This is a genomic window from Curvibacter fontanus, assembly GCF_054780335.1.
The window spans coordinates 183,920-199,145 of the sequence record NZ_BAAGWN010000011.1 but is presented as its reverse complement, the minus strand read 5'-3'; the positions used below and the strand labels follow the sequence as shown (position 1 = coordinate 199,145).

Sequence of the window (15,226 nt, the reverse complement as noted above, 5' to 3'; positions counted from 1 at the left end):
TCCCGGGCGCAGCCCTCAGGGCTTCTTCAGCAGCCGGTGCTCGATCTCGCCCACGATGCCGCGGCGGAACAGCAGCACACAGACCACGAAGGTGCCGCCCATGATGATGGTGACCCAGGAGCCGAGGTCGGCCAGGTAGTTCTCCATGGTGATGATGACGCCCGCGCCCAGAGCCGGGCCCAGGATGGTGCCCATGCCGCCCAGCAGGGTCATCAGCACCACTTCGCCGGACATCTGCCAGCTCACGTCGGTCAGTGTGGCGATGCCGAAGGCGATGGCCTTGGTGGCGCCGGCCAGGCCGGCCAGCGTGGCCGAGAGCACGAAGGCCAGCAGCTTGTAGCGGTCCACGTTGTAGCCCAGCGAGAGGGCGCGCGGCTCGTTCTCGCGGATGGACTGGAGCACCTGGCCGAAGGGTGAGTGGATGATGCGGTAGATCAGCGCGAAGCCGCCCACGAAGAGCGCCAGCACCACGTAGTACATGACCCGGTCGTTGTGCAGGTCGATCAGGCCGAAGAGAGAGCCGCGCGGGATGCTCTGGATGCCGTCTTCCGCGTAGGTGAAAGGCGCCTGCACGCAGATGAAGTAGATCATCTGCGCCAGCGCCAGCGTGACCATGGCGAAGTAGATGCCCTGGCGGCGCACGGCCAGCCAGCCGGTGACGACGCCGATGACGGTGGCGCTCAGCGTGCCGGCCAGGATGGCCAACTCGGGCGTCAGGCCCCAGACCTTGGCGGCGTGACCCGAGACATAGGCCGCGAAACCGAAGAACATGGCGTGGCCGAAGGAGAGCAGGCCGGTGAAACCGATCAGCAGGTTGAAGGCGCAGGCGAACAGGGCGAAGCACAGCAGCTTCATCAGGAACATGGGGTAGCCCACGAAGGGGGCCACCAGCAGGGCAAGCAACAGGGCGCTGTAGAGGAGGGCAGACTTCTTCATTATTTTTCCCGGCCGAAGAGGCCTGCGGGTCGCACCAGCAAAACAATCGCCATGATGATGAAGACCACGGTGCTCGAAATCTCGGCGTAGAAGACCTTGGTCAGGCCCTCGATCAGGCCCAGCGCCAGGCCGGTGAGGATGGATCCGAGGATGGAGCCCATGCCGCCGATCACCACCACCGCGAACACCACGATGATGATGTTGGAGCCCATCAGCGGGCTCACCTGATAAATCGGCGCGGCCATCACGCCGGCCAGGCCGGCCAGGCCCACGCCGAAGGCGTAGGTCAGGGTGACCATCAGCGGCACGTTGATGCCGAAGGCCTTGACCATGTTCGGGTTCTCGGTGCCGGCGCGCAGGTAGGCACCCAGGCGCGTCTTCTCGATGACGTACCAGGTGAACAGGCACACCACGATGGACACCACCACCACCCAGGCGCGGTACTTGGGCAGCATCATGAAGCCCAGGTCGTACACGCCGCGGAACAGCGCGGGCAGCTCGTAGGGCAGGCCCGAGGAGCCATAGAACTCGCGGAAGATGCCCTCCAACACCAGGGCTAGGCCGAAGGTCAGCAGCAGGCCGTAGAGGTGGTCCAACTGATGCAGCCAGCGCAGCATGGTCTTCTCGATGACGATGCCGATGGCCGCCACCCCGACCGGGGCCAGCAGCAGGGCGAACCAGTAATTGACGCCGGCGTAGTTGAGCAGCATCCAGGCGAAGAAGGCGCCCACCATGTAGAGCGCGCCGTGCGCGAAGTTCACGATATTGAGCATGCCGAAGATCACGGCCAGGCCGAGCGACAGCATGGCATAGAAGCAGCCGTTGACCAGCCCGAGCATGAGCTGGCCCATCAGGGCTTGTATGGGGACGCCAAAGATTTCAGACATGTTCATCCGGGTCGGGGAAACGGACGGGCCGCACGCGCGGGCCCGCCCGTTCGGTCACATCAGCTGCGCATCACTTCTTGATGGCAACGCAGCGGCTGTTGGCCAGGGACTGGAAGGCGTCGTCACCCTTCACGGTACCCCTGAGGTTGTAGTAGTCCCACGGGCCCTTGGACTCGGCGGGCGTTTTCACCTGGAACAGGTACATGTCGTGCACCATGCGGCCGTCCTCGCGCAGCTTGCCGCCCTTGGCGAACATGTCGTTGATGGGCATGGAGCGCATCTTGGCCATCACGGCAGCGGTGTCGTCGGTGCCGGCGGCCTTGACGGCGTTCAGGTAGTGCAGGGTGGCCGAGTAGACGCTGGCGTGGTTGGAGTTGGGCTTGCGACCGTTCATCACCTTGCTGTACTTGTCGGCCCAGGCACGGGTCTCGGGGTTCATGTCCCAGTACCAGCCTTCGGTCAGGTACAGGCCTTGAGCGGTATTCAGTCCGATGGAATGCACATCCGTAATGAGCATCAGCAGCGCCGCCAGGTTCTGCTTCTTGGTCAGTCCGAACTCGGCCGCTGCCTTGACGCTGTTCACTGTATCCATGCCAGCGTTCGCCAGGCCCACCACCTTGGCGCCGCTGGACTGGGCCTGCAGCAGGAAGGAGGAGAAATCACCGGTGGACAGCGGATGGCGCACGGCGCCCAGCACCTTGCCGCCGGCGGCCTTCACCACGTCGCTGGTGTCCTTTTCCAGCGAATGGCCGAAGGCGTAGTCGGCGGTCAGGAAGTACCAGGTGTTGCCGCCGTCCTTCACGATGGCCTTGCCCACCACATTGCTCAGTGCGATGGTGTCCATCAGGTAGTGGATGCCGGTGGCCGGGGCGCAGTCTTCGTTGGTCAGGCGCGAGGAGGCGGCGCCATTGACGATGGTGATCTTGTTCTTTTCCTTGCCCAGGGCTTGCACGGCCAGGGCCACGGCTGAGTTCAGGTTCTCCACCGTCATGTCCACGCCATCGCGGTCGAACCAGGCCTGGGTGACGTTCTTGGCGATGTCGGGCTTGTTCTGATGGTCGGCGTTCACCACTTCGATGGGCTTGCCGAACATCTTGCCGCCGAAGTCCTGCACGGCTAGCTTGGCGGCCGCCACAGCGCCGGGGCCGCCGTAGTCGGCGTAGACGCCGGACATGTCGGTCAGCACGCCGATCTTGACGGCGTCGCCCGACAGCTTCTGGGCCTGGGCCAGGCCAAAGGTGCCGGCCAGGGTGGCCGCCACGGCGGTGGCGATCAGTTTGCGTTTCATGTTGGTCTCCTAGAAATGGTTGTCAAAACTCACACACCCAAAAACTCATGCAGCATGGCTGCCTTCTCGCTCAATGCGGCCTTGTTCACTGTGGCCACGATCTGGCCGTGCTCCATCACGTAGTGGCGGTCGGCCAGCGGCGCGGCGAAGCGGAAGTTCTGCTCGACTAGGATGATGGTCAGGCCTTTGGCCTTGAGCGCGCGGATCACGCGGCCCAGCGTCTGCACGATGACCGGGGCCAGACCCTCGGTGATCTCGTCGAGCAGCAGCACCTGGGCACCCGAACGCAGGATGCGCGCCATGGCCAGCATCTGCTGCTCGCCGCCCGACAGGCGCGTGCCAGGGCTGTGGCGGCGCTCCTTGAGGTTGGGGAACATTTCGTAGATCTCGTCCAGCGACATGCCGCCCTCGCCCACCTTGGGCGGCAGCAGCAGGTTTTCTTCGCAGGAGAGTGTGGAGAAGATGCCGCGCTCTTCGGGGCAGTAGCCCAGGCCCAGGCGGGCGATGCGGTTAGTTGACAGGTGCACGGTCTCCCGGCCCATGACCTCGATGGTGCCGGTGCGCTTGCCAGTCAGGCCCAGGATGGCCTTGAGCGTGGTGGTGCGGCCGGCGCCGTTGCGGCCCAGCAAGGTGACTAGCTCGCCTTCGCGCACCTCGAAGTTCACGCCGTGCAGAATGTGCGATTCGCCGTACCAGGCGTGCAGGTTCTCGATCTTCAACAGAACCTTGCTCATGCGGATTCCTCTTCGGAGGAGCCGACATAGGCTTCGAGCACGCGCGGGTCTTTCGAGACCTGCTCGTAGGGCCCTTCGGCCAGCACGGCGCCGCGGGCCAGCACGGTGATGGTGTCGCTCAGGTCGGCGACCACGTTCATATTGTGTTCCACCATGAGCACGGTGCGGTTGGCCGCGACCTTGCGGATGAGATCGACCACGCGGCCCACGTCTTCGTGGCCCATCCCCTGGGTGGGCTCGTCCAGCAGCATGAGCTCGGGGTCCAGCGCCAGCGTGGTGGCGATCTCCAGTGCACGCTTGCGGCCGTAGGGCAGCTCTACCGTCTTCGTGCCGGCAAAGCTGCCGAGGTCGACCGATTCCAGCAGGGTCATGGCCTGGTCGTTCAGCGCGTAGAGCGTGGACTCGGGCTTCCAGAAATGGAAGCTGGTGCCCAATTTGCGCTGCAGGCCCACGCGCACGTTTTCCAGCACGGTGAGGTGCGGGAACACCGCCGATATCTGGAAGGAGCGCACCATGCCCGAGCGCGCCACTTCGGCGGCGGCGCGGTGCGTGATGTCTTCGCCCTGGTAGAGGATCTGGCCCGAGGTAGGGGGAAGGAACTTGGTCAGCAGGTTGAAGACGGTGGTCTTGCCTGCACCGTTGGGGCCGATCAGCGCATGGATGGAGCCGCGCCGGACCTGGAGGTTCACGTGGTCCACTGCGACGAAGCCCTTGAACTCCCGGGTGAGTTCGCGCGTTTCGAGAATGATGTCTGCACTCATGCCATTGGGCCCGTGGCCCGGTCTCCATTTGTCGTTCGCATCGTGACCCGAAGGCCCCGATCATCGTTACTCAAATGAATGGTAGTACGGGCCAGTGCAAGGGGGCATGAGTGTTTCCCCTCGCCCTGGCGTTCGGTTGCTGGTCACGCGGTTTTGAACGATGAAAACTCAGTAGAACCACTTACGGAGCTGTTTCGTATTGAGACAGCTCCGTCGTGGGTCAAACCAGCAATGCATTTACCCGCTTCACATACGCCGCCGGATCCTCAGGCAGCCCGCCTTCGGCCAGCAGGGCCTGGTCGAAGAGGATGTGGGCCAGGTCGTGGAAGTGCACCGAGCCGTCGAGCTTTTTGACCAGTGAATGCTCGGGGTTCACTTCGAGCACGGGCTTGCTGTCCGGCGCCTTCTGGCCGGCCTGCTTGAGCAGGCGGGCGAGCTGGTTGCTCATGTCGCCTTCTTTCACCACCAGGCAGGCCGGTGAATCGACCAGGCGGGTGGTGACGCGCACGTCTTCGGCCTTGTCCTTCAGCGCTTCCTTGAGTTTGGCCAGAACGGGCTTGAAGGCCTCGGCGGCTTCTTCGGCGGCCTTCTTCTCGGCCTCGTCCTGCAGGGTGCCCAGGTCTACCGCGCCCTTGGCCACGCTTTGCAGGGGCGTGCCGTCGAACTCGGGCAGGTGGCTCAGGGCCCACTCGTCCACGCGCTCGCTCATGAGCAGCACCTCGATGCCCTTCTTCTTGAAGACTTCAAGCTGCGGGCTGTTCTTCGCCGCGGCCAGGGTATCCGCGGTGATGTAGTAGATGGCCCCCTGGCCTTCTTTCATGCGGGCCTTGTAGTCGGCCAGGGAGGTCAATCCACCCGTTCGCACTGAGCTTGTCGAAGTGTCTGCGCCGGCTTCGACGGGCTCAGCCTGAACGGAATGCGTGCTGGCAAAGCGCAGCAGCTTGGCCAGGCGCTCGCGGTTGGCGAAGTCTTCGCCCAGGCCTTCCTTGAGCACGCCGCCGAACTCGGCGTAGAAGGCGCTGTATTTGCCGGTATTGGCCTTGTCTTCCTCGCTGGCGTCGGCGGCGGGCACATCCTGTTTGGACAGGGTCTCGAGCAGGCTCAGCACGCGCTTGGTGTTGCCGTCGCGGATGGCGCGCACGTCGCGGCTTTCCTGCAGCAGTTCGCGGCTCACGTTGAGCGGCAGGTCGGCGCTGTCCACCACGCCTTTGACGAAACGCAGGTAGCTGGGCAGCAGGGCCTCGGCCTCGTCCATGATGAAGACGCGCTTGACGTAGAGCTTGAGCCCGCCCTTCTTGTCGCGGTTCCACAGGTCGTAGGGTGCCTTGGCCGGCACAAAGAGCAGTTGCGTGTATTCGGTGCTGCCTTCCACGCGGTTGTGGCTCCAGGCCAGCGGTGCCTCGTGGTCGTGGCTGATGGCCTGGTAGAAGTTCTCGTACTCTTCCTTCGTGATGTCCTTCTTGGGGCGGCTCCACAGGGCGCTGGCCTTGTTGACGGTTTCCCATTCGTCGGTGGTGACCATCTCGCCGGGCTGGTCGTTTTCGCCTTCCTTCCACTCTTCCTTGCGCATCTGGATGGGCAGGGCGATGTGGTCGGAGTACTTGGCGATGATGCTTTTGAGCTTCCAGCTGCTCAGGTAGTCGCCCGCGTCCTCGCGCAGGTGCAGGATGACGCTGGTGCCGCGCTCGGCGCGGGTGATGGCCTCGACCTCGAAGTCACCGGTGCCGCCGCTGATCCAGCGCACACCTTCTTCGGCCTTCAGGCCGGCGCGGCGCGACTCCACGGTGATCTTGTCGGCCACGATGAAACCCGAGTAGAAGCCCACGCCGAACTGGCCGATCAGCTGGCCCTGTTCCTTGGCGTCGGCCTGTTTCTCGGCGCCGAGCTTGCCCATGAATTCGCGCGTACCGCTCTTGGCAATCGTGCCCAGGTGGGCTATGGCCTCCTGCGTGCTCATGCCGATGCCGTTGTCCGTGATGGTCAGAGTCTTGGCTGTCTTGTCGAAGCTGATGCGCACGCGCAGCTCGGGCGCGTCTTCGTACAGCGCGCTGTTGTTCAGCGCCTCGTAGCGCAGCTTGTCGCAGGCGTCCGAGGCGTTGGAGACCAGCTCGCGCACAAAGATCTCCTTGTTGGAGTACAGCGAGTGGGTGACGAGGTGCAGCAGTTGCGCGACTTCGGCCTGGAAGGAATGGGTTTGTTTGCTCATGGGATCAGACAACGGTACAAAAAAAGGGAGCCGGACAGGTCGGCGAAGCGGTGAATTATGGGCGTTGTGCGGGATTTCAAGGGCTGCGTGTTGCGGGGCCGGCGTTTGTGGCGTTCGCTGGATCAGGCGGACCGGGCGCTCTGCGCAGCGAAATAAAGGCGGAGGCCGCAGGCCGGAGGACATGAGCGGCGGCACTTGGGCCCGGCCTTGTGCGGGCGAGAGAAAAAGTGAAGCCGCCGCTCAGAACTTCTCGTGCGGCGCCAGGTAGCGCCACTGGCCCACAGGCAATTGGCCCAGCATGACCCGGCCGATGCGCACGCGTTTCAGGCCCACGACCTTGAGCCCGACCAGTTCGCACATGCGGCGGATCTGGCGCTTCTTGCCTTCGGTCAGCACAAAACGCAGCTGCTCGGGGTTCTCCCAGTCCACCTTGGCGGGCTTGAGGGCCTGGCCGTCCAGGCTCAGGCCGTGGCGCAATTTGGCCAGCATGGCGCTCGGGAAAACGGCCTGCACATGGGTGGAGACGGGGTCGTCGTCGTCGATGCGGGTGAGCTGGGTGGGCGCCGCGGCGGCGGCCGGCGTGCCGAGGTAGACCACACGCACCAGGTATTCCTTTTCCATCACCGAGTCTTCGCCGATCAGCTGGCGCGCCACCCGGCCGTCCTGCGTGAGCACGAGCAGGCCGGTGGAGTCGATGTCCAGCCGGCCCGAGGGGGCCAGGCCGCGCAGCTGCGCGCCGTTGAAGCGCAGGGGCGCGCGGTCCTCGCGCCAGCGGTTTTGCGGCTGCACCAGCACCACGGCGGGTTCGTGCCCGTCCTCGGCCTGGCCGCTGACGTAACCGATGGGTTTGTTGAGCAGGATGGTGACCTGCGTGGCCTGCTGGTTCTGGGCCTGTTTGTCGATCTCGATGCGGTCGCTGGACGTGACCTGCTGGCCCATCTCGGCCACCTGCCCATTGACCTTGACCCAGCCGTTCTCGACCCAGGCGTCGGCCTCGCGGCGCGAGCACAGGCCGAGCTCGGCCATGCGCTTGTTGATGCGGCTGGTGGCGCCCGCGCCGCCGGCTTGGGGCGCGGGCGCGCCCTCGGGGCGCGGGGCGCGGCGCAGGGTGGGCGCGGCGGGATTGGCTGGCGTGTCTTTCATCGGAAACCGATTGTAGGTTCCTCGCCTTGCCGTTCGCGTGGGCTGGGCCTGTCCTGCGCCTGACGAAGGGTCGAAACGCTGCGGTTCGCCCATGCGGGGCTTCGACAGCCCGAACGGCGCCTTGTCAACGGAGGTTGGCCAGGAAGTGGGCCAGATCGTCCAGGTGCTGGTTGTTCAGGCCGTGCAGCGCATTGTTCATGACCGTGTCGCGCCCGGGGCCGGGTTTGTCGCGGTATTCCTCCATGACGGCGCGCAGGAAACTTTCGTGCTGGCCGGCCAGGCGCGGCATCTGTTCGCGGCCCTTGTAGTCGGGCAGGTGGCAGGTGCCGCACAGCATGCTGCGCGCCAGCACCTTGCCACGCTCGAAACGTTCGGTATCGACCGTGCTGGCCAAAGGCACGGGCACTTGTTCCGAGAAGTACTTGGCCAGGGCGATCAGCTCGGGGTCCTTGAGGCCGTCGAGCACGCCCTTCATGGCCGGGATGTCGCGCAGGCCTTCGCGGATCAGCACCAGCTGGTTCTCCACGAAGATCTTCGGCTGCCCGGCCAATGAGGGGATTTGCGGGATCTGTGAATTGCCCTGCGGGCCATGGCAGGCCGCGCAGAGTTCGAGCCGGGGCGGCCGGGCCTGGGCCTGTGCGGCGGCCGGGCCCAGCAGCAGGGTCAGGGTGGGGAGGAGTGTGTAGATGAAGCGCATGGGGTCGGTAGTGTGTAGCGATGGCCGGAAAAAAGCAGGGCCGCTGTTGCCAGGGGCCCTGCTTGCCGGGAATCAGGCCAGGGCTTACTTCTTGGCGCTGTACGAGATGCGGTAGATCGCGCCCAGTTGCTCGTCGGAGAGCAGCAGGGCGCCATCGGGCATCTGCAGGAAGTAGGTCGGGCGGCCCCAGAAGGTGTTGGCGGCCGGGTCGGCAAACCCGGTGATGAAGGGTGTCATCACCGGGTTGCGGCCCTGGGCATCGGCGTTCACGGTGACCACGTCATAGCCCATCTTGGTGGTGCGGTTCCAGGAACCCTTGCGTGCGACGAAAGCCATGTTGCGGTACTTGGCCGGGAACATCTTGCCGGTATAGAAGTGCAGGCCCATGGCGGCAGCGTGCGGGCCCATGGTGCGCACCGGCAGGGTCACGCCCTTGCAGGCGTCGGCCTTCTTGATGTCCGGGTCGGCGATGCCGCCGGCATGGCAGTAGGGGAAGCCGAAGAACTCGCCCTTCCTGCCCAGGCGGTTGAGCTCGTCCTCGGGGCCGTCGTCGCCCAGCCAGTCGCGGCCGTGGTCGGTGAACCAGAGTTGCTTGGTGACGGGGTGCCAGTCGAAGCCCTGGGTGTTGCGCACGCCGGTGGCGATGACTTCCATGCCCGTGCCGTCGGCGTTGTAGCGGCGGATCTGGGCGTACTCACCCGTGGGGGGCACGCAGATGTTGCAGGGCGCGCCAAAGGGCACGTAGAGCTTGCCGTCCGGGCCGAAACGCAGGTATTTCCAGTTGTGGTGCTGTTCCGGAGGCAGCTTGAAGGCGGCCGTCATGTCGACCGGGGCCACGCCGGGGTTCTTCTCGATGCCGTCGAAGCGCAGCGCCTTGTCCACCGCCATCACGTAGAGATTGCCCTTGTGGATGACCGCGGCCGGCTGGTTGAGCTTGTCGACCACCACGCGGCTGGTGCGCTCCTTGCCCTTGTCGGTGATTTCGTAGACACGGCCGAGGCCGCGCGTGCCGGCGTAGATCTTGCCGCTGGCGCCGCGCGACATGGCGCGGATGCCCGGCGTGCCGGTGGACCAGATCTCGATCTTGAAACCCGGCGGCAGCTTGAGCTTGTCCAGCGGGATGTCGGAGGCGGGCGTCATGGTGTTCTTGCCGGCCACCGGGGCCAGCCTGGAGTCGGCCATGCTGGCCGGGCGGCCCTGCTGCCAGGCGGGGGCGGCGGCCTGGGGCGCCGGCGTCGCCATCGGGGCCGGGGCCGGCACGGGCGCTGCGGCCGGCTGGGCGGCCGAGACCTGTGGCGCGGGGGCCGTGGCCTGCGTTGCGGGCGGCTCGGACGTGGCGCAAGCGCTCAGCAGGCTGGCCAGCAGCGCGCCTGCGAGGATGGTGTATCGGGTCATGGGGAGGGTCTCCGTGGAAAAGCTATGGTTGTTGTGCATCGACCATCTGAAATCCTATGCCGGCCCCCGGGTGCATCGCCTAGGGTTTCCACCCGGGCTTCATGCAGTCAAGGCACTAAGCGATATAAGCAGGATTTATGAGAGGTCGCCTGGGCTGTCACTCCCTGCGACAGAGTGACTCAAATCGCGACACCTCGCGCGACCTGCGCGCACGCAACAACCTGACAGGGCGCGTGGTTTGCTGCGCTGCGGCTTGCAGACGGTCGACGGCCTCGGCTTAATGCAATGCACGAAGCGCCGGTCGGCGCGTCGTGCAACAGCAAGAACATCCAGAGGAGCAAGCCATGATCGGAAACAAGCTGGGCGTCGCCCTGCTGGCAGCGGGATTCGCTGTCACGGCAGGTGCGCAGTCGGGCAAGGACAACCTGTCCACCCTTAAGCAGATGAAGGTCGCGACGACCGATCTCAACATTCCACCGGTGCCGCAGGACGGGCGCAACGCGGACGCCATCCGCGCCAACCTCAAGAGCGTGAAGCTGCCGCCGGGTTTCAAGATCGAGCTCTATGCCGTGGTGCCCGACGCGCGCCACATGGCGGTGGCGCCGTCGACCAATATGCTGTTCGTGGGCACGCGCAAGACCAAGGTCTGGGCCGTGACCGACCGCAACGGTGACGGCACGGCCGACGAGGTGAAGGCCTTCGCGCCTTCGCTGAACTTCAAGGTGCCCAATGGCGTGTGCTGGACCAAGGACGGTTTCCTGATCGTCGTGGAGCACAACCGCGTGCTCAATTTCCCCGCGGCCGAGTTCTTCTACGAGGGCCCGGACGTGGCGGTGATCGAGGTGGTGCCGCAGGGCAAGCTGATTCCCGAAGAGGAGGAGTCCTACAACCACGGGGCGCGCACCTGCCGCGTCGGTGACGACGGCAAGCTCTACATCACCCTGGGCCAGCCCTACAACGTGCAACCGGCGGGCAAGGTGGCGCTGTACGAGAAGCTGGGCATCGGCGGCATGATCCGGATGGACCCCTTCGACGGCTCCAAGCGCGAGGTGGTGGCCATGGGCGTGCGCAACTCGGTGGGCATGGACATCAACCCGCGCGACAAGACGGTCTGGTTCACCGACAACCAGACCGACGGCATGGGCGACGGGATCCCGCCGGGTGAGCTCAACCGCATCACCAAGGCCGGGGGCGAGCACTTCGGCTATCCGTTCATCCACGGCAACAATGTGCCGGTTGCGGGTACGGCGGCTGCGCCGGACCTCAAGGGCATGAAGGCGCCGGCGGTCTGGACCAAGCCGCAGGTGGAGTTCCCGGCGCACCAGGCGCAGCTGGGCATGACTTTCTACAACGGCAAGATGTTCCCGGCCCGTTACCAGGGCGGGGTCTTCGTGGCCGCGCACGGTTCATGGAACCGCACCCAGCCCAGCGGCGCGCTGATCAACTTTGTGCCCATCAAGGCCGACGGCACGGCGGGCGCCTCCGAGGTGTTTGCCGAGGGCTGGCTGGACGCCAACGGGGTCTACAAGGGCCGCCCGGTGGACGTGGCGCCCATGAAGGACGGTTCCCTGCTGATCTCTGACGATTACGTGGGCGCGATCTACCGTGTGACCTACAGCAACTGAGTGTTGCGCCAGTGCGCTGCACGGCGGTGCCGTGCAGCGCCATGAGACGGACGGAGATCGCTGCGATCTCCGTTTTTTTGAGTGAGGAGGTTTCGAATGAACAAGTTCATCCTGGGAGGAGTGCTGCTGGCCCTGGCGGCGGCGGCGCAGGCGGATGTGGCCGCAGGCAAGGCCAAGGCGGCGGCCGCGTGTGCCATGTGCCATGGCCCGCTGGGCCTGTCCATGCAGCCGGGCGTGCCGCATCTGGCCGGGCAGCAGGAGGTCTACCTGGCCGAGCAGCTCAAGCATTTCCGCAATGGCAAACGGGCCAACGAGGTGATGACGGTCATTGCCAAGCCCCTGAGCAACGAAGACATCGACAACCTGGCGGCGTGGTACGCGTCGCTGCAGATCCGGGTGGAAGAGAAATGAGATTGCACCAACAACGAGACAGCCGGGTGAGCCGGTTCCCTGGCGCCCGCGCAACGCTGGCCCTGCTGGTGAGCGGCCTGGGCGCCGTGCCCGTCTGGGGCCAGGCGCTGGACGACGTGGTGATTTCGGCCTCGCGCGCAGCGCAGCGCAGCTTTGACGCGCCGGCGGCGGTCGAGGCCGTGGACCGCGAGACCCTCCAGGGCGCGGGCCCGCAGGTCAATCTCTCGGAGTCGCTCAACCGCGTGCCGGGCCTGACCGTTTTGAACCGGCAGAACTACGCGCAGGACCTGCAGGTCTCGATCCGCGGTTTCGGCGCGCGCTCGGCCTTCGGCATCCGTGGCATCCGCCTGCTGATCGACGGCATCCCCGCCACCACGCCCGATGGCCAAGGCCAGGGGTCCTCGGTGGCGCTCACGTCCACCGAACGCATCGAAGTGCTGCGCGGGCCGCTGGCTCTGATGTACGGCAACTCGGCTGGCGGGGTGATCCAGGCCTTCACGCGCGAGGCGCCCGAAGTGCCCGAGGCCGGCCTGCAGTACTACACGGGCGCCTACGAGATGCACCGCAGCGACTGGCAGCTTGCCGGGCGCGTCGGCACGGTGGGGCTGGTGGCCGACTACAGCACCTTCGACACCAACGGCTATCGCGACAACAGCACGACGGAGCGCAGGCAGTTCAACAGCAAGCTCAGCTTCGGGCCCGACGCGCACACGCGCGTGAACCTGGTCTTCAACCAGTTCGACATGCCGCTGGCCCAGGACCCGGTGGGTCTGACGGCGGCGCAGCTGGCGCAGGACGCCACGCAGGCCGGCACCAACGCGATCAGCGCGCGCCTGCGCAAGATCACCAGCCAGAGCCAGGCCGGCACGTCGGTGACGCACGCGCTGGACGCCAACCGTTCGGTGACGGCGCGCCTGTACTACGGCAAACGCGACAACCTGCAGTACCTGCCCACCAACTGGGTGGGTCTGAACCGCGACTACTACGGCGCGGGCCTGCAGTACAACGCGCAGGCCCGCTGGGGCAGCCGCCCGGTCAACTGGGTGGCGGGTTACGAGTACGACTACTCCAAGGAGCGACGCCAGTCCGGCGGGGTGAGCGGGGGCGAGAAATCCGGCGCGCTGACGCGCAACGAGGACAACAGCGCGCAGAACAGCGATGCCTTCGTCCAGGGCACGGTGCTGGCGGCCGAGCGCCTGTCGGCCACAGCCGGCCTGCGCGCGAGTTCGGTGCGCATCGCCAGCGAAGACTACTTCCTCAGCAACGGCAACGGCTCGGGCGACGTGAGCTACAGCGCGGCCAACCCGGTGCTGGGCCTGACCTGGCACACGCTGGACACGCTGAACCTCTACGCCAACTACGGCCGCGGTTTCGAGACGCCCACGCTGGTGGAGGTGGCCTACACCGGCACCGGCGCGCCCAGCTTCAACCCCGGCATCAACGCGGCGCGCAGCCAGCACTACGAGCTGGGCGCCAAGTGGGCGCCCGATGCACGCTCGCGCCTGGACTTCACGCTCTACCAGATAGCCACCACGGACGAGATCGTGGTGGCGGTGAGCAGCGGCGGCAGCACGGCCTACAAGAACGCGCCGGGCACCACGCGCAGCGGCTGGGAGCTGGCCGGCCGCACCCTGCTGAGCCCGAACTGGCGGGCCACGCTGTCGGCTTCGGCGATCGAGGCGAAGTTCTCGGAAACCTTTGTCACCAACGGCGTGACGGTGAACGCCGGCAACCGCATGCCGGGCATCCCGCAGCATTTCCTGTTCACCGAGCTGCTGTGGTCCGCGCAGGCCCTGGACAACGCCGGGCGCAAGCCGGGGCTGGGCACGCAGGCCGGCGCGGAGGTGGTGAGCGCCGGCAAGCTCTACGCCAACGACAGCAACACGGCTTCGGCCGAGGGCTACAGCACGCTCAACCTCAAGGCCAGCCAGGGCTGGCCGGTGGCGGGCAAGGGCAGCCTGACGGCCTACGGGCGCCTGGACAACGTGACGGACCAGCGTTATGTGGGCTCGGTCATCGTCAACCAGGCGGCCAGCCAGTTCTACGAACCGGCGCCCGGCTTCAACTGGACGCTGGGTGTGCGCCTGAATCTGCCTCTGTGAGACACCCCCCGAGCGGCACAGTGGCTTGGCGAAGCCAGCTCCGCGGGCGCCCTGGTTTGGGTCCTCTTCGTAACGGTCAGGGTTGGCAGGGATGCACAAGGCCGCGCAGCTGGCCGTTCCAGGGCACCCGTGGAACCGGCTTCGCCGGGCCACTGGGTGCGCCCCCCTCCCGCCGCAGGCGAGAGAGGGGCTGAGGGCTGCGGCTCCAAGCCTGCATGCGCAGGCTTGGACAGCCTGAAGAGCCACGGACTCAGGCCGTGAGCATCGAGCGGCGTCAGCCGCTCGGGGGGTGCTTCATATACCTCAGGCCTTCTAGGTCCAGCACGCGCAGGCCGCCGTACTCGATGCGGATCAGGTTCTGGGCCTGCAGATTGGCCAGGGCTTCGTTGACGCGCTGGCGCGAGAGACCTACGAGGTAGGCCAGCTCCTGCTGGGTGATGCGCAGCACCTCGCCCACGCCGGGGTAGAGCACGGGGTTGAAGAGTGCGGCCAGGCTGCGCGCGACGCGCAGGTCGGGGCTGTTCATGCGGTCGATCTCGCGCGCGGCGATGAACTGGCCCAGGCGCTCGTTGAGCTGGTTCATCACGAAGCGGTTGAAGCCGATGGACTGGTCCAGCAGGCGGTGGAAGCTCTCCACAGGCAGGCCGGCCACCAGGCTCTTGCGCAGGGTCTGCACGTTGTAGCGGTAGCTCTCGCGCTTGAGCACCGTGCCCTCGCCGAACCAGCCGCCCGGGGGCAGGCCGGCAAAGGTGAGGGACTGGCCCTCGGCGTTTTCGCTGCTCATCTTGAGCAGGCCGTCGACCACGCCGAACCAGTAGGTCACGGGCCGGCCCATGCGGCAGACCAGGTCACCGGGTTGGGCTTCGCTGATCTGCAACTCCCCCGCGGCATAAGCGCGTTCATCCGGCGTGAGCCGGGGCAGCCAGGGGATGCCCGCGAGTTCAGGTTCGGTGAGTGCGCGCCGACGCTGGTGCAGGCTGGATTCGGTTGTCATGGGCGGGTAAGTCCCAGCTAGGGATTGCCCTGAATTGTCGTCGTAAC

General features: G+C 66.0%; 13 protein-coding genes. 3 read left to right on the top strand and 10 right to left on the bottom strand.

What is annotated here, in order from left to right; genetic code table 11:
* Positions 1-15 precede the first annotated feature (15 nt).
* The 9 genes from ACYVH8_RS07070 to ACYVH8_RS07030 all read right to left on the bottom strand — a co-directional run bounded on the left by ACYVH8_RS07070 (position 16) and on the right by ACYVH8_RS07030 (position 10,047).
* On the bottom strand, positions 16-936 hold the full coding sequence (locus ACYVH8_RS07070; RefSeq protein WP_460488174.1) for a branched-chain amino acid ABC transporter permease: 921 nt from the start codon (positions 934-936) through the stop codon (positions 16-18).
* Positions 936-1,823, bottom strand: a complete 888-nt coding sequence (locus ACYVH8_RS07065; RefSeq protein ID WP_460488173.1) for a branched-chain amino acid ABC transporter permease — start codon at positions 1,821-1,823, stop codon at positions 936-938. Before ACYVH8_RS07065 ends, ACYVH8_RS07070 begins: the two co-directional genes overlap by 1 nt.
* Positions 1,824-1,893: 70 nt before the next feature.
* Positions 1,894-3,111, bottom strand: a complete 1,218-nt coding sequence (locus tag ACYVH8_RS07060) for an ABC transporter substrate-binding protein (protein ID WP_460488172.1) — start codon at positions 3,109-3,111, stop codon at positions 1,894-1,896.
* 29 nt (positions 3,112-3,140) lie between these two features.
* Positions 3,141-3,845 carry an ABC transporter ATP-binding protein gene (locus tag ACYVH8_RS07055; protein ID WP_460488171.1) on the bottom strand — a complete coding sequence of 235 codons (705 nt, stop codon included), beginning with the start codon at positions 3,843-3,845 and terminating at the stop codon, positions 3,141-3,143.
* Positions 3,842-4,606 (bottom strand): ABC transporter ATP-binding protein, encoded by a 765-nt coding sequence (locus tag ACYVH8_RS07050; RefSeq protein ID WP_460488170.1) that lies wholly within the window; start codon positions 4,604-4,606, stop codon positions 3,842-3,844. Before ACYVH8_RS07050 ends, ACYVH8_RS07055 begins: the two co-directional genes overlap by 4 nt.
* A gap of 220 nt (positions 4,607-4,826) precedes the next feature.
* On the bottom strand, positions 4,827-6,812 hold the full coding sequence (gene htpG, locus ACYVH8_RS07045; RefSeq protein ID WP_460488169.1) for a molecular chaperone HtpG: 1,986 nt from the start codon (positions 6,810-6,812) through the stop codon (positions 4,827-4,829).
* Positions 6,813-7,052: 240 nt separating this feature from the next.
* Positions 7,053-7,955: a pseudouridine synthase gene (locus ACYVH8_RS07040; RefSeq protein ID WP_460488168.1), complete on the bottom strand. Its 903-nt coding sequence runs from the start codon at positions 7,953-7,955 to the stop codon at positions 7,053-7,055.
* Between the two features lie 124 nt (positions 7,956-8,079).
* Positions 8,080-8,652 (bottom strand): c-type cytochrome, encoded by a 573-nt coding sequence (locus ACYVH8_RS07035; protein ID WP_460488167.1) that lies wholly within the window; start codon positions 8,650-8,652, stop codon positions 8,080-8,082.
* Positions 8,653-8,736: 84 nt separating this feature from the next.
* Entirely contained in the window at positions 8,737-10,047 is a 1,311-nt protein-coding gene (locus tag ACYVH8_RS07030; protein ID WP_460488166.1) for a PQQ-dependent sugar dehydrogenase, read from the bottom strand.
* 344 nt (positions 10,048-10,391) lie between these two features.
* Between ACYVH8_RS07030 and ACYVH8_RS07025 the strand changes: the two genes are divergently transcribed.
* From ACYVH8_RS07025 to ACYVH8_RS07015, 3 genes are all read left to right on the top strand, one after another.
* On the top strand, positions 10,392-11,672 hold the full coding sequence (locus tag ACYVH8_RS07025) for a PQQ-dependent sugar dehydrogenase (protein ID WP_460488165.1): 1,281 nt from the start codon (positions 10,392-10,394) through the stop codon (positions 11,670-11,672).
* A gap of 96 nt (positions 11,673-11,768) precedes the next feature.
* A complete protein-coding gene (locus ACYVH8_RS07020; RefSeq protein ID WP_460488164.1) occupies positions 11,769-12,083 on the top strand; it encodes a c-type cytochrome in 315 nt (104 codons plus the stop codon).
* A 26-nt stretch (positions 12,084-12,109) separates the two neighbouring features.
* Positions 12,110-14,185 carry a TonB-dependent receptor family protein gene (locus ACYVH8_RS07015; RefSeq protein WP_460488163.1) on the top strand — a complete coding sequence of 692 codons (2,076 nt, stop codon included), beginning with the start codon at positions 12,110-12,112 and terminating at the stop codon, positions 14,183-14,185.
* Between the two features lie 274 nt (positions 14,186-14,459).
* Here the strand turns inward: ACYVH8_RS07015 and ACYVH8_RS07010 are convergent, their stop codons facing one another.
* Entirely contained in the window at positions 14,460-15,179 is a 720-nt protein-coding gene (locus tag ACYVH8_RS07010) for a Crp/Fnr family transcriptional regulator (RefSeq protein WP_460488162.1), read from the bottom strand.
* Between the last annotated feature and the right edge of the window lie 47 nt (positions 15,180-15,226).